Annotated in this window: 20 protein-coding genes and 1 pseudogene; 2 read left to right on the plus strand and 19 right to left on the minus strand. The window is 72.7% G+C overall.

The window, feature by feature from the left end:
• Positions 1-271: 271 nt before the first annotated feature.
• On the minus strand, positions 272-1,003 hold the full coding sequence (locus ACGFW5_RS14730; RefSeq protein ID WP_393834581.1) for a VIT1/CCC1 transporter family protein: 732 nt from the start codon (positions 1,001-1,003) through the stop codon (positions 272-274).
• 238 nt (positions 1,004-1,241) lie between these two features.
• Here ACGFW5_RS14730 and rbsK point away from each other — a divergent pair, with 238 nt between their 5' ends.
• On the plus strand, positions 1,242-2,129 hold the full coding sequence (gene rbsK / locus ACGFW5_RS14735) for a ribokinase (RefSeq protein WP_393834582.1): 888 nt from the start codon (positions 1,242-1,244) through the stop codon (positions 2,127-2,129).
• Positions 2,130-2,236: 107 nt separating this feature from the next.
• Here the strand turns inward: rbsK and lgt are convergent, their stop codons facing one another.
• The 11 genes from lgt to hisI all read right to left on the minus strand — a co-directional run bounded on the left by lgt (position 2,237) and on the right by hisI (position 11,390).
• Entirely contained in the window at positions 2,237-3,193 is a 957-nt protein-coding gene (gene lgt, locus ACGFW5_RS14740; protein ID WP_393834583.1) for a prolipoprotein diacylglyceryl transferase, read from the minus strand.
• Between the two features lie 79 nt (positions 3,194-3,272).
• Positions 3,273-4,103: a DsbA family protein gene (locus tag ACGFW5_RS14745; protein ID WP_393834584.1), complete on the minus strand. Its 831-nt coding sequence runs from the start codon at positions 4,101-4,103 to the stop codon at positions 3,273-3,275.
• Between the two features lie 84 nt (positions 4,104-4,187).
• Positions 4,188-5,003, minus strand: coding sequence for a tryptophan synthase subunit alpha (gene trpA / locus ACGFW5_RS14750; RefSeq protein WP_393834585.1), 816 nt, complete (start codon positions 5,001-5,003; stop codon positions 4,188-4,190).
• Entirely contained in the window at positions 5,000-6,289 is a 1,290-nt protein-coding gene (gene trpB, locus ACGFW5_RS14755) for a tryptophan synthase subunit beta (RefSeq protein WP_393834586.1), read from the minus strand. Before trpB ends, trpA begins: the two co-directional genes overlap by 4 nt.
• A 151-nt stretch (positions 6,290-6,440) precedes the next feature.
• Positions 6,441-6,596: a tryptophan biosynthesis modulator TrpM gene (gene trpM, locus ACGFW5_RS14760; protein ID WP_350229773.1), complete on the minus strand. Its 156-nt coding sequence runs from the start codon at positions 6,594-6,596 to the stop codon at positions 6,441-6,443.
• 3 nt (positions 6,597-6,599) lie between these two features.
• On the minus strand, positions 6,600-7,409 hold the full coding sequence (gene trpC, locus ACGFW5_RS14765) for an indole-3-glycerol phosphate synthase TrpC (RefSeq protein WP_393834587.1): 810 nt from the start codon (positions 7,407-7,409) through the stop codon (positions 6,600-6,602).
• A gap of 166 nt (positions 7,410-7,575) precedes the next feature.
• Positions 7,576-8,034 carry a DUF2752 domain-containing protein gene (locus ACGFW5_RS14770; protein ID WP_393834588.1) on the minus strand — a complete coding sequence of 153 codons (459 nt, stop codon included), beginning with the start codon at positions 8,032-8,034 and terminating at the stop codon, positions 7,576-7,578.
• A 74-nt stretch (positions 8,035-8,108) separates the two neighbouring features.
• Positions 8,109-8,378: an HGxxPAAW family protein gene (locus tag ACGFW5_RS14775; protein ID WP_393834589.1), complete on the minus strand. Its 270-nt coding sequence runs from the start codon at positions 8,376-8,378 to the stop codon at positions 8,109-8,111.
• 159 nt (positions 8,379-8,537) lie between these two features.
• Positions 8,538-9,194: a TIGR02234 family membrane protein gene (locus ACGFW5_RS14780; RefSeq protein WP_393834590.1), complete on the minus strand. Its 657-nt coding sequence runs from the start codon at positions 9,192-9,194 to the stop codon at positions 8,538-8,540.
• A gap of 342 nt (positions 9,195-9,536) precedes the next feature.
• A complete protein-coding gene (locus tag ACGFW5_RS14785) occupies positions 9,537-11,021 on the minus strand; it encodes an anthranilate synthase component I (RefSeq protein WP_393834591.1) in 1,485 nt (494 codons plus the stop codon).
• Positions 11,022-11,030: 9 nt separating this feature from the next.
• Positions 11,031-11,390 (minus strand): phosphoribosyl-AMP cyclohydrolase, encoded by a 360-nt coding sequence (hisI, locus tag ACGFW5_RS14790; RefSeq protein WP_393834592.1) that lies wholly within the window; start codon positions 11,388-11,390, stop codon positions 11,031-11,033.
• A 75-nt stretch (positions 11,391-11,465) separates the two neighbouring features.
• Between hisI and ACGFW5_RS14795 the strand changes: the two genes are divergently transcribed.
• On the plus strand, positions 11,466-12,098 hold the full coding sequence (locus ACGFW5_RS14795; protein ID WP_393834593.1) for a TIGR03085 family metal-binding protein: 633 nt from the start codon (positions 11,466-11,468) through the stop codon (positions 12,096-12,098).
• A 20-nt stretch (positions 12,099-12,118) separates the two neighbouring features.
• Here ACGFW5_RS14795 and ACGFW5_RS14800 read toward each other — a convergent pair whose 3' ends face one another.
• The 7 genes and pseudogenes from ACGFW5_RS14800 to ACGFW5_RS14830 all read right to left on the minus strand — a co-directional run bounded on the left by ACGFW5_RS14800 (position 12,119) and on the right by ACGFW5_RS14830 (position 16,700).
• On the minus strand, positions 12,119-13,357 hold the full coding sequence (locus ACGFW5_RS14800) for an MFS transporter (protein WP_393834594.1): 1,239 nt from the start codon (positions 13,355-13,357) through the stop codon (positions 12,119-12,121).
• A 41-nt stretch (positions 13,358-13,398) separates the two neighbouring features.
• Positions 13,399-13,864, minus strand: a pseudogene (locus ACGFW5_RS14805) (transcriptional regulator); the annotation flags it as partial.
• A 152-nt stretch (positions 13,865-14,016) separates the two neighbouring features.
• On the minus strand, positions 14,017-14,772 hold the full coding sequence (gene hisF / locus ACGFW5_RS14810; RefSeq protein ID WP_393834595.1) for an imidazole glycerol phosphate synthase subunit HisF: 756 nt from the start codon (positions 14,770-14,772) through the stop codon (positions 14,017-14,019).
• Complete coding sequence (locus ACGFW5_RS14815) at positions 14,769-15,170, minus strand: RidA family protein (RefSeq protein ID WP_393834596.1); 402 nt, start codon at positions 15,168-15,170, stop codon at positions 14,769-14,771. The genes hisF and ACGFW5_RS14815 overlap by 4 nt, the downstream gene beginning before the upstream one ends.
• Complete coding sequence (gene priA / locus ACGFW5_RS14820; RefSeq protein ID WP_393834597.1) at positions 15,167-15,895, minus strand: bifunctional 1-(5-phosphoribosyl)-5-((5-phosphoribosylamino)methylideneamino)imidazole-4-carboxamide isomerase/phosphoribosylanthranilate isomerase PriA; 729 nt, start codon at positions 15,893-15,895, stop codon at positions 15,167-15,169. Before priA ends, ACGFW5_RS14815 begins: the two co-directional genes overlap by 4 nt.
• A complete protein-coding gene (hisH, locus tag ACGFW5_RS14825; RefSeq protein ID WP_393834598.1) occupies positions 15,895-16,539 on the minus strand; it encodes an imidazole glycerol phosphate synthase subunit HisH in 645 nt (214 codons plus the stop codon). The genes priA and hisH overlap by 1 nt, the downstream gene beginning before the upstream one ends.
• Positions 16,536-16,700, minus strand: a complete 165-nt coding sequence (locus tag ACGFW5_RS14830; protein ID WP_393834599.1) for a hypothetical protein — start codon at positions 16,698-16,700, stop codon at positions 16,536-16,538. The genes hisH and ACGFW5_RS14830 overlap by 4 nt, the downstream gene beginning before the upstream one ends.
• Position 16,701: the final 1 nt, after the last annotated feature.

Consider the following 16,701-nt stretch of genomic DNA (forward strand, 5'->3'; position numbering starts at 1 on the left):
TAGTCCATTCCAACATGCGGACACCCGGGGCGTGGGCTTCGTTGCTCACGGGGACGCACAGGCGTGCGGTTCTCGGGTGTGTACGGGCCTATGCCCGGTGGCAAATGATGTGAAACCGCCGGGTAACGATTACTTATGTGGCCGTTCGCATACTCCGCCATTCTACGGGGCGGGGGCGCGAACCGCGCAGGACGTACGTCACACGGGGGCGGGGCCAGTGGTGGCCCCGCCCCCGTGTGATGACCGGCCCCTTCGGGCGACGGACGTCCGGTCAGCCGATGGCGGTGTCGAAGAGGTGGCCGAGGCCGAAGGTCAGGGCGGCCGCCGCGCCGCCGAGAACCAGCTGGCGCACGCCGCTGAACCACCACGAGCGGGCCGTGACCTTGGCGACCACCGCGCCGCAGCCGAAGAGACCCATCAGCGCGAGCAGCACCGCCGGCCACAGCGCGCTCGCGCCCAGCAGGTACGGCAGCAGGGGCAGCAGCGCGCCGAGCGCGAACGAGGCGAAGGAGGACACCGCGGCCACGGTGGGCGAGGGCAGGTCGGACGGGTCGATGCCGAGCTCTTCGCGGGCGTGGATCTCCAGCGCCTGCTCGGGGTCCTGCGACAGCTGCCGCGCGACCTCACGGGCGAGGTCCGGCTGGACGCCGCGCGACATGTAGAGCTCGGCGAGCTCACGCTCCTCGTCGGCCGGGTGCTTGCGCAACTCCCGCCGCTCGACGTCGAGTTCGGCCTCCACGAGCTCGCGCTGCGAGGCGACGGAGGTGTACTCGCCGGCCGCCATCGAGAAGGCTCCGGCCGCGAGGCCCGCCAGACCGGTGATGACGATGGCCCGGTGCGAGACGGCGCCGCCCGCGACGCCCGTCATCAGAGCGAGGTTGGAGACCAGGCCGTCCATCGCGCCGAACACGGCCGGGCGCAGCCAGCCACCGTTGACATCGCGGTGGGTGTGGTTGTCGCGGTGCGCCTCGTGCAGCGTCGCTTCGGTATCAATGATGGACACAGCTATCCCCTTGCGTTCAGCAGCGGGCACCATCCACGTCCCGCGCCCCCTCAACACCGTCGAAACTACGCTCGATGTAAGGGCCGCGCCAGCAAGCAAGGCCTTACTTAGTGAGGGTGGGCTCACTAAGGGTGACCTCCGCGGGGCCGCGGCGGGCCACGGCGGGCCGCCGCCCCGCCGAACGCGCCGCACCCGCTCGCGGGCACATATCCGGCCGCCCGCGGGAGACAATCCCCGCATGACCCGGATCACCGTGCTCGGCAGCACCAACATGGACCTCGTCGCCTACGTCACGACCGCGCCCCGCAGCGGCGAGACCGTCACGGGCCACGAGTTCCGCACCGTTCCCGGCGGCAAGGGCGCCAACCAGGCCGTCGCCGCGGCCCGGGCCGGGGCGGAGGTCGCGATGATCGGCGCGGTCGGCACGGACGAGTTCGGCGGCCGGCTGCGCACCACCTTGGAGCACGCGGGTGTCGACATCGACCTGCTGCGCACCACCGAAGGCCCCTCGGGCACCGCCCACATCGTGGTCGACGGCGACGGCGGCAACGCGATCGTCGTCATTCCCGGCGCCAACGGTTCCGTGACCTCGCTCAGCCACGCCGACCGGGCGCTCATCGCCGAGGCACAGTCGCTGCTGCTCCAGCTGGAACTTCCGATGAGCGCGGTCCTCGAAGGCGCCGAAGCGGCCCGGCGCAACGGCGTCCGTACGATCCTCACCCCCGCGCCCGCCCAGCCGCTGCCGGACGAACTCCTCGCCGTCACCGACCTGTTGGTGCCCAACGAGCACGAGGCGGCGACGCTGACCGGCATCTCGGGCGACCCGGAACGCGCCGCGGCCGCGCTGCTCACCCAGGTGCCCGAGGTCGTCATCACCCTCGGCGCACGGGGCTGTCTGTACGCGTCGAGGACACAGCAGGAGCCGGTGGCGGTGCTGGCTCCGCCGGTCACCGCCGTGGACACGACGGGCGCGGGCGACACCTTCGTGGGCGCCCTCGCGGTGGCGCTGGGCGAGGGCCGGCCGATGACCGACGCGCTGGCGTGGGCGTCCAGCGCGGCCGCGCTGTCGGTCCAGCGGCCGGGGGCCGCGACCTCGATGCCGTACCGGGTGGAGATCGACGGGTAGCCGTGCGGCGGGCGGCAGTTGTCCGGGGCGGCCGAGGTGGTCGCGGTGCCCAGGGTCGCGGGGGCTCAGCCCCCGAGCCCCCGCTCGTCAAACGCCGGAGGGGCTGATCAGGCCTTCTTCGGCTCCGGTTGAGAGGCGACCGGCTCCGCGACCACCGACTCCGCCCTGGGCTCGTCCGTCGGCGCGGCGGGGTCGTCCGAGGACTCCCCCGTGGCGGAGGACTTGTCCAGGGACACCGGCGCATCGTCCTGCGCTCCCGGCTCGACGATCTCCTCACGGCCGGGGCTCAGCTTCGCCGAGATCACCATGTAGGCGACGGCGAGCAGGAAGACGCCGCCGGCCGTCCAGTCGTTCAGACGCAGGCCCAGGATGTGGTGGGCCTCGTCGACCCGCATGTACTCGATCCAGAAGCGGCCTACGCAGTACGTGGCGACGTACAGCGCGAACGCCCGGCCGTGGCCCAGCTTGAAGCGGCGGTCGGCCCAGATGATCAGGAAGCCGGCGCCGAGGCACCACAGCGACTCGTACAGGAACGTCGGGTGGTAGGTGCCCGCGATCCGGTTCGGGCCCTCGCTGATCTTCAGCGCCCAGGGCACGTCGGTCGGCCGGCCGTACAGCTCCTGGTTGAACCAGTTGCCCCAGCGGCCGATCGCCTGGGCGAAGGCGAGACCGGGCGCCAGCGCGTCGGCCCAGGCGGGCAGCGGGATGCCCCGGCGGCGGCAGCCGATCCAGGCGCCGACCGCGCCGAGCGCGACCGCGCCCCAGATGCCGAGGCCGCCCTCCCAGATCTTGAAGGCGCCGACCCAGTCCTCGCCCTCGCCGAAGTACAGCTGGTAGTCGGTGATGACGTGGTAGAGCCGGCCTCCCACCAGGCCGAAGGGCACCGCCCACACGGCGATGTCGGCGACGGTGCCGGGGCGGCCGCCGCGGGCGACCCACCGCTTGTTGCCGTACCAGACGGCGACGAAGACACCGATGATGATGCAGAAGGCGTAGCCGCGCAGCGGGATCGGTCCGAGGTGGAGCACACCGGTCGACGGGCTGGGGATGAAGGCAAGTTCCATGGCAGGGTCGACGCTACCGTGCCGGGCGGGCGCAGCGGCAATCCGCCCGGCAACTTATGAGTAACGAGAGATCCGGGGCTCAGGACGCCGGGGTGGTCGTGGCCCTGCCCGCGTGCTTGCCCTTGTTGGCCTGCGCGACCCACTTCTTCAGGTTGGCCGGGGTGATCTGCTCGCTGCCCTTGGCCGGGAAGACCGACTGGCCGTTGAGCTGCACTGTCGGCGTGCCGTTGAACTTGCCCGCCTGGAACGCCTCGTTGGACTTCACGACCCAGCTGTTGTGCGTGCCGCTGGCGACGCAGGAGCGGAAGGCGGGGGTGTCGAGGCCCGGGACCTTCTTGGCGAGGTCGAGCAGCTTGTTGTTGTCGGCGTAGGCGTCGTCCGTCTCGTCGGGCTGGTTGGTGTAGAGGACGTCGTGGTACGCGGTGAACTTGCCGGCGTCCTGCGCGCAGGCCGCCGCGTTGGCAGCGTGCAGCGAGCCGGCGCCGCGGGTCTTGTCGTCGATGAGGGTGGCGAGGTGGTACTGGACGCGGATCTGGCCGCTCTTCTCCAGCTCGTGGATGGTGGCCCTGAAGCCGTTCTCGAACATGGCGCAGGCCGGGCAGCGGAAGTCCTCCCACACCGTGAGCGTGGAGGGCGCGTCGGCGGCGCCGACCGGGATGGCCAGCTTGTCCTTCTCGTCGGCTCCGGTGGGAGCCACGGCCGGGCCGCTGGTGCTCGCGCTCTTGGCGCTGTCGCCGCCGCCCGCGTTGGCGGCGATCACGCCGATCACCGCGGCCAGCGCGAGCACGCCCACCACGGCGCCGGCCACGATCAGCTGCCGTCGCCGCCGCTCGCCCGCCTTGTGCTGTTCGCGTTCCTTGATGAGCCGGTCGCGCGCGGCCCTTTTCGCATCGGGGTTCTTGTCACTCACACCCGCAGCAACGAACCGGGGAGGCACGCCCGTGCCTCCCCGGTCCCACTTCCACCCGTACGGGTGAGCTGTGCGATGCGTGCGCTAGCGCGTGCGGCGAACGCCTTCGGCGAGCTCGGCCGCCAGTTCCCGTACGGCCGCAAGACCCGCGGCGTGGTCGGGGGCGTCCAGCATGCGCTTGACGAAGGCCGAGCCGACGATCACGCCGTCGGCGAAGGCCGCGACCTCCTCGGCCTGGACCGCGTTCGAGACGCCGAGGCCCACACAGACCGGGAGGTCCGTGGTGGCCCGGGTGCGGCGCACCAGGTCCTCGGCCGAGGCGCCGACCGACTCGCGGGTGCCCGTGACGCCCATCAGGGAGGCCGCGTACACGAAGCCGGAGCCGGCCGCCGTGATCGTGGCGAGGCGGGCGTCCTTGCTGCTGGGGGCGACCACGAAGACGGTGCCGAGGCCGTGCTTCTCGGCGTGCTCGCGCCACACCGCGGACTCCTGGACCGGCAGGTCGGGCAGGATGCAGCCCGCGCCGCCCGCCTCGGCGAGTTCCGCGGTGAAGCGCTCCACGCCGTAGCGGTCGACGGGGTTCCAGTACGTCATGACCAGGACCGGCTTGCCGGTGGCCGCGTGGGCCTCGCGGACCGTGCGCAGCACGTCGGCGATCCTCACGCCGCCCTTGAGGGCGATGTCGTCGGCGGTCTGGATGACCGGGCCGTCCAGGACCGGGTCGCTGTGCGGCAGACCCACCTCGACGATGTCGGCGCCGCCCTCGAAGACGGCCTTCACCGCTTCGATGCCGCCGTCGACGGTCGGGAAGCCGGCCGGCAGATAGGCGATGAGCGCGGCCCGGTCCTCGGCCTTGGCGCGGGCGAGGGTGTCGTCCAGCAGGGTCACGTTGCCGCTCACTTGGCGTCTCCCTCGATCTCGGCGAGGCCCGCGGCGTCGGCGGCCACCTCGGCGTCGGTGCCGTACAGGCCGAAGTAGCGCGCGGCGGTGTCCATGTCCTTGTCGCCGCGGCCGGACAGGTTGATCACGATCAGCCCGTCCTTGCCGAGCTCCTTGCCGACGTCGAGGGCGCCCGCGAGGGCGTGCGCCGACTCGATCGCCGGGATGATGCCCTCGGTGCGCGAGAGCAGCCGCAGGGCCTGCATCGCCGCGTCGTCGGTGACCGCGCGGTACTCGCCGCGGCCGATGTCCTTGAGGTAGGAGTGCTCGGGGCCGATGCCCGGGTAGTCCAGGCCCGCCGAGATCGAGTAGGGCTCGGTGATCTGGCCCTCGTCGTCCTGGAGGACGTAACTGCGCGAGCCGTGCAGGATGCCGGGCTCGCCCGCGGTCAGGGTCGCCGCGTGCTCGCCGCTCTCCACGCCGTGGCCCGCGGGCTCGCAGCCGATGAGGCGTACGGAGGCGTCCGGGATGAAGGCGTGGAAGAGGCCGATCGCGTTGGAGCCGCCGCCCACGCAGGCGACCGCGGCATCGGGCAGGCGGCCGGCCCGCGCCAGGATCTGGCGGCGGGCCTCGACGCCGATCACCCGGTGGAAGTCGCGCACCATCGCGGGGAAGGGATGGGGGCCCGCGACCGTGCCGAAGAGGTAGTGGGTGCGGTCGACGTTGGCGACCCAGTCGCGGAACGCCTCGTTGATGGCGTCCTTGAGGGTGCGGCTGCCCGACTTCACGGGGATGACCTCGGCGCCCAGCATGCGCATCCGGGCCACGTTCAGCGCCTGGCGCTGGGTGTCGATCTCGCCCATGTAGATGGTGCAGTCGAGGCCGAACAGGGCGCAGGCGGTGGCGGTGGCCACGCCGTGCTGGCCGGCGCCGGTCTCGGCGATGACGCGGGTCTTGCCCATGCGCTTGGTGAGCAGCGCCTGGCCGAGCACGTTGTTGATCTTGTGCGAGCCGGTGTGGTTGAGGTCTTCGCGCTTGAGGAAGACCCGGGCGCCGCCCGCGTGTTCGGCGAACCGGGGCACCTCGGTCAGGGCGCTGGGCCGGCCGGTGTAGTTGACCATGAGCTCGTTGAGCTCGGCCGCGAAGGCGGGGTCGTGCTTGGCCTTGTCGTACTCGACGGCCACCTCGTCCACCGCGGCGACCAGCGCCTCGGGGATGAACTTGCCGCCGTACGCGCCGAAGTACCCTTCGGCGCTGGGGACTTGACCTGCTGGGTCGGGTACGAAGAAGTCGTTCTCGTCGGGCATGCGGATACCTCACGGGGGCGTTTGCGGCCCCGGTCCTGGGTCGGCTGGTTGGCACGGCTGCGCCCAGGCGCCGCAGGTGATGAGGTGGAAGCGCGACTTCAGACCGTCGTGGCTGGTCGCGCAGCTCCCCGCGCCCCTTGCGGGGCTCGGCTCACGCGGCGCTCGGGCCGCCGCGCCATCGCATGCCGTTGACCTGGCCCGGCTCGGAGCCGATCACGTACCGCACGCGCCGCCCGTGCACCCGGCGCGCCGGAGCGCGGCAGCCGCGCGGGCGGCAGCCGGGAGCGAGACGGGCGGAGATGGGCACGGGTCAGTTCCGCCCGTGGCGCAGGGCGGGGTGGGCGCCGGCCGCGACGAGGTCGGCGACGGCCGCGCGCGGGTCCTTGCCGGTGACCAGGGACTCGCCGACGAGCACGGCGTCGGCGCCGGCGTTGGCGTACGCGATCAGGTCGTGCGGGCCGCGGACGCCGGACTCGGCGATCTTGACGATGTGGTCCGGGATCTCCGGGGCGACCCGGTCGAACGTGGTGCGGTCGACCTTGAGGTCCTTGAGGTTGCGCGCGTTGACGCCGATGATCTTGGCGCCGGCCTCGACCGCCCGCTCGACCTCGTCCTCGTCGTGCACCTCGACCAGCGGGGTGAGCCCGATCGACTCGGCGCGCTCGATCAGCGACACCAGGGCCGGCTGGTCGAGGGCCGCCACGATGAGCAGCACCAGGTCGGCGCCGTGCGCACGGGCCTCCCACAGCTGGTAGGCGGTGACGATGAAGTCCTTGCGCAGGATCGGGACGTCGACCTTGGCGCGGACGGCCTCCAGATCGGCGAGCGAGCCGCCGAAGCGGCGCTCCTCGGTCAGCACGGAGATGACGGCCGCGCCGCCCGCCTCGTAGTCGGCGGCGAGCGCGGCGGGGTCCGCGATGGCGGCGAGCGCGCCCTTGGAGGGGCTGGAGCGCTTGACCTCGCAGATGACCTTCACGCCGTCGCCGCGCAGGGCCGCCACCCCGTCACGGGCCGGGGGCGCCTTCTCGGCGCGCTCCTTCAGCTCGTCGAGGCTGACACGCGCCTGCCGCTCCCCGAGGTCGGCGCGGACGCCTTCGATGATCTCGTCGAGCACACTCACGCGAGCGGCCCCCTTCCGGGACGGTGATGTCGGTCAGGACGAGGGTGACCGTACGGAACGGTCACGATCAGCCATGTCGATGGTATCCGCCCCGGGGCGAACGGATCACATCCGGTTGACTCCCGTCCCAGCACGTGGGACGTCACCTGCGGTTTCACCGGTGGAGTCACGGTGCGATCACTGAGCCGAACGGCAGGTTCCGGACCACCGAGAAGATCAGCACGACCGCTCCGACGAGCCACCACTGGCGGTCGCTCAGCGCGAACCGCGGCGGGGGCAGACCCCGGGCCGAGCGCACCGCCCACAGGGCCCAGCCCACGGCGAAGACCAGATAGCCGACGACGGCCGGCGCATTGGCGCCGAGGGCCGCGGCGAAGTGCCCGGTGATGAAGTCGTGCGCGCTGCGCAGCCCGCCGCAGCCCGGGCAGTAGACACCGGTGAACCCGTACAGCGGGCAGACCGGGTAGTGGCCGGGCCGGTTGGGGTCGACCAGGCCCACGTAGGTGAAGGCCGCGGCGACCGCGCCGAGCGTGGCGAGCGGCACCAGGAGCCTGCGCAGGGGTGTGCCCGTCGCGGCGGCCGGGTGCGCCGGGGCCGGGGCGGGGTACGGCGGGGCTGCGTCCACGCGGTGATTGTCCCCGTTCACATCGAAAGGCGCAGCCCGGGTGGGGCTGCGCCTCGCAAGGGTGGCTGTCGGGTTCAGCCGGCCTGGGCCTCAAGACGGGCGCGGACCTTGGCGGCCGCGTCGTCCCGCATGCGCTTGATCTCGGGCGTGTCCTTCGGGGTGCCGAGGCCGACCATCTTCATGACCCCGCCGACGATGGCCGCGATGGCGAGGAGCGCGATGCCGGCCCAGAAGCCCACCGGGTTGGCGGCCACTATGAAGACGCAGGTCACGCAGAATCCGATGAAGGCAATGATGACACCGGTCCATGCTGCCGGGGTGTGGCCGTGGCCGCTCTTCGCCATGGGGGTTGCTCCTCGTAGGTGTTTCCGTGGGTCGTCGTCGTGGTCGGCGCGGGCGCCGCGGGTGGCCCTGGTGCCGACGGCGTGTCGCCGCCACCGGGGCGCCGGACCCGACGCTCGCTCTCATTGTCCCGCACCGCGAAGGGTGCGTGAGTGCGGGGGTCAGCTCTCGCGCGTCGGGTCCTCGCCGCGGTCGAGCGCCTTCCAGAGTTCTTCGGGGCGCTCGGGGTCGGGCGCGGTGCGCGCCTTGCGCGGGCGGGGGGTGCCGTCGCGCTCGTAACGGCCGCCCATCGCGGGCCAGGCCTTGCCGAAGCGCAGGGCCAGGAGCCCGGCGAGCAGCAGCAGGACGCCGCCCACGACGGCGACGTAGGGCCAGCCGGTGTGGGTGACCGCGGTGACGGTGGCGGCGGCGTCGCCGCTCGCCTTGGCCGCCTTCTCGTCCAGGGCGGCACTGTCCTTGACGCCGAGCCAGGCCGACGCGGCGGCTCCGGCGCCGCTGAGCGTCAGCAGTCCTGCGACCAGGACACGGCCGGCGCCGCGCACCGCGAAGACCGCGACGAGGGCGGCGAGGCCCACGATCGCGAGGGCGGAGGGGACGCCGGTGATGTCGCCGCCGGAGGCCTTCAGGGGCAGCGCGCCACCGCCGACGGCCGCGCTGCCGTGGGCCCAGGTCTGCCCGGAGGCCATGAGGACGACGGCGGCGCCGACGGCGCCGGCGAGCAGTGCGGCGGCCAGGGTGCGGCGGCCGCCGCCGCGGGCGGACGGCGCGGCTGCTTCGGCACGGGGCTGGGGTACGGGTGCGGCACTCACGTACTCCACTATCGCCTGCGCCCGGGGCGGAGTCTTACCCGGGGCCACCTGGCGCCGTTCCCCGCGCCCCTCTCCCCCGCGGTCGGCCGCGGACCGTGGCCCCCTCCCGCGCCGTTCCCCGCGCCCCTGTAACCCGTCGTCGGCTGCGGACCGTGATCGCTACTCGCGCAGTTCCCCGCGCCCCTGGGGGGGCGGAGCCTGCCGGGTCGTTCCGCGTGAACGCCCTGGGGGCGCGAGGAACTGCGCGAGACGCCGGCACGGTCCGCAGCCGACCGGGGTCTAAGGCCGCGGGGAACTGCGCGAGTCGGCGGTGCGGGCCGTGGACGGGCTGGGGGGGCGCCCCGGGGGGCGTCAGGGGGCGAGGCGGTTGGCTGTGTTTACCGCGCGCAGGACGGCGGCCGCCTTGTTGCGGCACTCGTCGTCCTCGGCGACCGGGTCCGAGTCGGCGACCACACCGGCTCCGGCCTGCACGTACGCGACGCCGTCCCGCAGCAGCGCGGTGCGGATCGCGATCGCGGTGTCGGAGTCCCCGGCGAAGTCGAGGTAGCCGACACATCCGCCGTAGAGCCCGCGGCGGCTCGGCTCCAGCTCCTCGATGATCTGCATCGCACGGGGCTTGGGGGCGCCGGAGAGCGTGCCGGCCGGGAAGCACGCCGTCAGGACGTCGAACGCGGTACGTCCCTCGGCGACCCGGCCGGTGACCGTCGACACGATGTGCATCACATGGGAGTACCGCTCGACCGACATGAAGTCCACGACCTCCACCGAGCCGGGCTCGCACACCCGGCCCAGGTCGTTGCGGCCGAGGTCGACGAGCATCAGGTGCTCGGCGCGCTCCTTGGGGTCGGCCAGGAGCTCGTCGGCGAGCGCCTGGTCGCGCTGCGGGGTGGCGCCGCGCGGCCGGGTCCCGGCGATCGGGTGCACCATGGCCCGGCCGTCCTCGACCTTGACCAGCGCCTCGGGGCTCGATCCGACGACGTCGAACCCGTCGAAGCGGAACAGGTACATGTACGGCGACGGGTTGGTGGCGCGCAGCACCCGGTAGACGTCCAACGCGCTTGCCGCGCACGGCGTTTCGAAGCGCTGCGAGGGCACCACCTGGAAGGCCTCGCCGGCCCGGATCCGCTCCTTGATGTCCTCGACGGCGCCCTGGTATTCGACGCCGCCCCACAGTGCGGTGTACTCGGGCAGCTCGGAGGCGGGCAGCGCGACCGGCGCGTACTCGGTGGGCTTCGCGAGGTCGGCCTCCATCGCGTCGAGCCGGGCCACCGCGTCCGCGTACGCCTCGTCCACGCCGGTGTCGAGGTCGTTGTGGTTGATCGCGTTGGCGATCAGCAGGACCGAGCCGTCCCAGTGGTCCAGCACCGCGAGGTCGGAGGTGAGCAGCATGGTCAGCTCGGGGAGCCGCAGGTCGTCGCCGCCGTGCTCGGCGATCTTCTCCAGGCGGCGCACGATGTCGTAGCCGAGGTAGCCGACCATGCCGCCGGTGAAGGGCGGCATCGGGGCGACCAGGTCGCGCGGGGTGTGCAGCGCCTCGACGGTGGCCTTCAGGGCGGCCAGCGGATCACCCGAAGTGGGGACGCCGACGGGCGGCGTTCCGATCCAGTGGGCCTCGCCGTCGCGCACGGTGAGGGTGGCGGCGGAGCGCACGCCGACGAACGAGTACCGCGACCAGGTGCGCCCGTTCTCGGCCGATTCCAGCAGGAAGGTGCCCGGGCGTTCGGCCGCGAGCTTGCGGTACAGGCCGACCGGGGTGTCGCCGTCGGCCAGGAGGCGGCGGTGGACGGGGATGACGCGGCGGTCCACGGCTAGCTTGCGGAAGGTGTCGAGGTCCATGACTGCTTGCTACTTCCCGAGGTCGAGTACGTCGGCGTCGAAACAGGTGCGGTCCCCGGTGTGGCAGGCGGCGCCCACCTGGTCGACCTTGACCAGGAGCGTGTCCGCGTCGCAGTCCAGGGCGACCGACTTCACGTGCTGGACGTGCCCGGAGGTGTCGCCCTTGACCCAGTACTCCTGACGGCTGCGCGACCAGTAGGTGCAGCGGCCGGTGGTCAGGGTGCGGTGCAGGGCCTCGTCGTCCATCCAGCCGAGCATGAGCACCTCGCCGGTGTCGTACTGCTGGGCGATGGCCGGGACCAGACCATCCGCGCCGCGCTTGAGGCGGGCGGCGATGGCGGGGTCGAGATTGCTGGTCATGCCCCCCATTCTGCCGTGGTCGGCGGGGCGGCCGGGCGGTGCGTCCACTGTCCGGACGACCCGTACGGCCGTACGCTGGCTGGCATGTCGACCCATGCCAAGCGTGAACGGCTTCTGCTCGCCGACCTGTTGGAGGCGGCGGGCCCCGAGGCGCCGACCCTGTGCGAGGGCTGGACTGCCCGCGAACTCGCGGCCCACGTCGTGGTGCGCGAGCGGCGCCTGGACGCGGCCGGCGGGCTCGTGATCCCGGCCCTGAAGAGCCGGCTCGACCGGGTGCAGGCGGAGTTCGCCGGGAAGCCGTACGAGGAACTGATCCAGCTGATCCGCACCGGCCCGCCGAAGTTCTCGCCGTACAGCCTCAAGCAGATCGACGAGGGCGCCAACGCGCTGGAGTTCTACGTCCATGCCGAGGACGTCCGCCGGGCCCAGCCCGACTGGACGCCCCGCGAGCTCGACCCGGTGTTCTCGGACGCGCTGTGGTCCCGCCTGGAGAAGGCGGCCCGTGTGATGGGCCGCAGGTCGCCGGTGGGTATCGTGCTGCGCCGCCCCGACGGCCAGACGGCGGTGGCGCACAAGGGCACCCCGGTGGTGACGGTCACCGGCGAGCCGGGTGAGCTGACGCTGTTCGCGTACGGGCGTCAGGAGGCGGCGCAGGTCGAGATCGAGGGCGAGAAGCAGGCGGCGTCGCGTGCGCTGGAGGCGAAGCTCGGGATTTAGGGGGTGTCTCGGCGGGCGGCTCAGCGCGGGAGTTCGGCGCGGCGCAGGTGGCGCGAGGCCAGCCCGGTCGCGGCGCCCGTCGCGCACACGCCTGCGCCGGCCAGGAACACCGGCGTGGTGCCCCAGGCGCCGATGGCCGCGCCCGCCAGCGGATAGCCGAGCGGCGCGACGCCCATCGTGAACAGGGAGGCGACCGCCGTGACCCGGCCGAGGTAGGCGGGCTCCGTGGCCGTCTGCATCAGCGCCCCGCACAGGGCCCCGCTCAGCCCGGCGAGCAGCCCGATGAAGATCCCGGCGACGGCGGCCAGAGCCACCGAGGGGGCGTACGCGAGGGCCGCGATGGCTGTCGTGCCGCCGAGCAGGGAGACCGGCAGGACGAGTCCGGCGCGGGGTATGCGGCCGCGCAGGGACAGCAGCAGTGAGGCGGCCCCCGCGCCGGCCCCGAACGCCGCGACGATCCACCCCATGCCGGCCGCGCCCCAGGCCCGCTCCTTCGCGAGCAGCGTGAGCCCGATGTTGAGCGGCGCCGAGAAGCCCAGCTCCCCGACGGCCACCACCAGCATCAGCGGGGCGAGCAGCCGGTGGCCGCGGATGTAGCGCAGCCCGTCGAGGAGTTCGCGCAGCGGGGACTCCTTCGCCTTGGGCCCGTCGTCGTCGAGCCGGGCGATGCGGACCCGTACGAGCAGCAGGGTCGAGACCGCGAACAGGGCGCCCGCCACGGCGAAGGTGGCCGCGGTACCGCCGAGCGCCACGGCGAGACCGCCGAGCGGGGCTCCGGTGATGTTGGCGATCCGCGCGGCGAGCCCCTTGAGGCCCTGCACCCGGGCGAGTTCGCCGGGGCCGGTGATCCTGGGCGGCAGCGCACCGAGGGCGGGCAGCAGCACCGCGTCCACGGCGCCGAAGATGAGGGCGAGCACGATGAGCAGCCACAGCGTGGGCCCCGTGACGAGCAGCGTCGCGGCCATGCCCAGGATGATCACGCTGCGGGCGGCGTCGCTGCCGATGACGACCCGGCGCGGCCCGAACCGGTCGGCGATCACTCCCCCGCCGAGCATGAGCAGCGCCCTGGGTACGGCGCCGACGGCGAGCACGAGCCCGGCCTGCCCCGCGCTCCCGGAGCGGGCCGCGGCCCAGGCAAGGGCCATGTAGTACACGCTGTCGCCGACGAGCGAGGACGTGTACGCGGCGAGCCAGCGCAGCACGTTGCCGTCGCGGTGGGCGGGGCGCGCGGGGGCCGGGGCCGTCAGGGTGGCGCTCATACGCGGGTCCTTTCAGGCACGGCGCATGCGATGCGTCGGTGTCAGGCGCGGAAGCGGAAGCCGTACAGATGCAGGGCGACGTTCTCGCGCCCTTCGGTGTAGCCGCTCACCTCGGCCGCCCGGCCCTGTTCGTCGTACGTCCTGATCAGGGCGAGACTGTGGTCGGTGAGCACGGCGAGTTCGCGGGCGTTGAGCCGGGCGACGGAACCGGAGCCGGAGGCGGCGTTCCTCCAGTCGTCGCGCCAGGCCTGCACCTCGTCCAGGTAACGCAGATGGCTTTCGCTGCGCTGCTGGAAGATCAGCCGGGTGACCGAGGCGTGTGCTGCGGCCTTCTCGGGTGCGTCCTGGAAGTCCCCATGCCGGAAGCTGAGCCCCTGCGAAACTCGGCTGCCACCACCGCTCACGCCCGTCCTTGCCCTGCGACTCGGCCTCTTCGATCAGGCCGTGGTCGGCGAGCTTGCGCAGGTGGTAGCTGACCAGCGAGACCGCCTCGTCCGCCTGCTCGGCTGTGCGTTCCCCACCCCGCCCCTTCCCGAAACCCTCCGGGGGTGGTGGGGCGAGACTGGTTGTTCCGCTGGGGCTCCGCCCCAGACCCCGGAGGCTGCCGCCCCGGAGCCCGGCGCGCCGCGATGCGTACCGGGCCCCAAGGCTGGGCGTGCTCAGCGGACCGGGTGGCCCGCCTCGCGCAGGGTGTTCTTGACCTCGCCGATGCGCAGGTCCCCGAAGTGGAAGACCGAGGCGGCCAGGACCGCGTCCGCGCCCGCCTCGATGGCCGGCGGGAAGTGCTCCAGGCGGCCCGCGCCGCCCGAGGCGATCACCGGGACGCCGACGTGGCGGCGGACCGCCGCGATCATCTCGGTGTCGTAACCGTCCTTCGTGCCGTCCGCGTCCATCGAGTTGAGCAGGATCTCCCCGGCCCCCAACTCGGCCGCCCGGTGCGCCCATTCGACCGCGTCGATGCCGGCGGACCTGCGGCCGCCGTGGGTCGTCACCTCGAAGGAGCCCGACGCCGTGCGGCGGGCGTCGACGGACAGGACGAGCACCTGGCGGCCGAAGCGCTCGGCGATCTCGCGGATCAGGTCGGGGCGGGCGATGGCGGCCGTGTTCACGCCCACCTTGTCCGCGCCCGCCCGCAGCAGCTTGTCGACGTCGTCGGCGCTGCGTACGCCGCCGCCGACGGTGAGCGGGATGAAGACCTGCTCGGCCGTGCGGCGCACCACGTCGTAGGTCGTCTCGCGGTTGCCCGAGGACGCCGTGATGTCCAGGAACGTCAGCTCGTCCGCGCCCTCGGCGTCGTACAGCTTGGCCATCTCGACCGGGTCGCCCGCATCGCGCAGGTTCTGGAAGTTGACGCCCTTGACGACCCGGCCGCCCTCCACGTCCAGGCAGGGGATCACGCGTACCGCGAGGGTCATGCTCCCGTACCTCCCCGGTATGCCTCGACCTCGACCTCGACGACCAGGCTGGGGTCGACGAACCCGGCCACGATCAGCATCGAGGAGGCGGGGCGCACGTCGTCGAAGAGTTCCTTGTGGGCGCGGCCCACCTCGTCGACGTCGCGGGCGTGCGAGATGTACATCCGGGTGCGGACCACGTCCTGGCGGCCCAGGCCCACGGATTCCAGGGACTTGATGGCGACGCCGAACGCGGTGACGGCCTGCTGGTAGGGGCCGCCCTCGTCGATGCGGCCGTTGACCGTCGACATGCAGGCGGACACCAGGACCAGGCCGTTGGGGAGTTCGACGGCGCGCGAGTAGCCGAAGCGGTCCTCCCAGGGGGTGCCGGAGGAGATCTTGCGGATCGCGTCACTCATGCCGCGACCGCCTTCAGTGCCTCTTCCAGCGTGAACGCCTTCGCGTACAGGGCCTTGCCGACGATCGCACCCTCCACGCCGAGCGGGACCAGGCCGGAGATCGCGCGCAGGTCGTCGAGGGAGGAGACGCCGCCGGACGCCACGACCGGCTTGTCGGTGGCGGCGCAGACGTTCTTCAGGAGCTCCAGGTTGGGGCCGGTCAGCGTGCCGTCCTTGGCGATGTCGGTGACGACGTAGCGCGCGCAGCCCTCGGAGTCCAGGCGCGCCAGGGTCTCGTACAGATCGCCGCCGTCGCGGGTCCAGCCCCGGCCGCGCAGGGTGGTGCCGCGCACGTCGAGGCCGACCGCGATCCTGTCGCCGTACTCGGCGATGACCTTGGCGACCCACTCGGGGGTCTCCAGGGCGGCGGTGCCGAGGTTGACGCGGGTGCAGCCGGTGGCGAGGGCGGCCTCAAGGGAGGCGTCGTCGCGGATGCCGCCGGAGAGTTCGACCTTGATGTCCATGGCGCCGGCGACCTCGGCGATCAGCGCCCGGTTGTCACCGGTGCCGAACGCCGCGTCGAGGTCGACCAGGTGCAGCCACTCGGCGCCGGAGCGCTGCCAGGCGAGGGCCGCCTGGAGGGGTGAGCCGTAGGAGGTCTCGGAGCCGGACTCGCCGTGGACGAGCCGGACGGCCTGGCCGTCGCGGACGTCGACGGCAGGAAGGAGTTCGAGCGGGGCAGCCATCACAGGGTTCCGATCCAGTTGGTGAGCAGCTGGGCTCCGGCATCGCCGGACTTCTCGGGGTGGAACTGGGTGGCCCACAGGGCGCCGTTCTCCACCGCGGCGACGAACGGCTCGCCGTGGGTGGCCCAACTGACCCTGGGGGCACGGATCTTGGGGTTGGTGACTTCGAGGCTCCAGTCGCGCACGGCGTAGGAGTGCACGAAGTAGAAGCGGGCCTCGGCGTCCAGGCCGGCGAACAGCTCGCTGTCCTCGGGCGCCTTCACGGTGTTCCAGCCCATGTGCGGCACGATCGGCGCGTTCAGCGGCTCGACCACGCCGGGCCACTCGTCCAGGCCCTCGCTCTCCACACCGTGCTCGATGCCGCGCTCGAAGAGGATCTGCATGCCGACGCAGATGCCCATGACCGGGCGGCCACCGGACAGCCTGCGCCCCACGATCCAGTCGCCGCGGGCCTCGCGCAGTCCCGTCATGCAGGCGGAGAACGCCCCGACGCCGGGCACGAGCAGCCCGTCGGCGTTCATGGCCCGGTCGTAGTCGCGGGTGATCTCCACGTCCGCGCCGACATGGGCAAGCGCCCGCTCGGCGGAGCGGACGTTGCCGAATCCGTAGTCGAGGACGACGACCTTCTTGGCGGGCGCGCTCATGACCACACGTCCAGTCGCAGGATGCCCGCGGCCAGGCACATCACGGCGCCGAAGGACAGGAGCACGATCAGGCTCTTCGGCATCCCCTGCTTGACGAAGGAGATGATCCCGCCCACCAGGAAGAGGCCGAGCAGGATCAGGATGGAGTTGAGACCGTTCATG

It is taken from the genome of Streptomyces sp. NPDC048416 (genome assembly GCF_043200435.1).
Classification (GTDB): domain Bacteria; phylum Actinomycetota; class Actinomycetes; order Streptomycetales; family Streptomycetaceae; genus Streptomyces.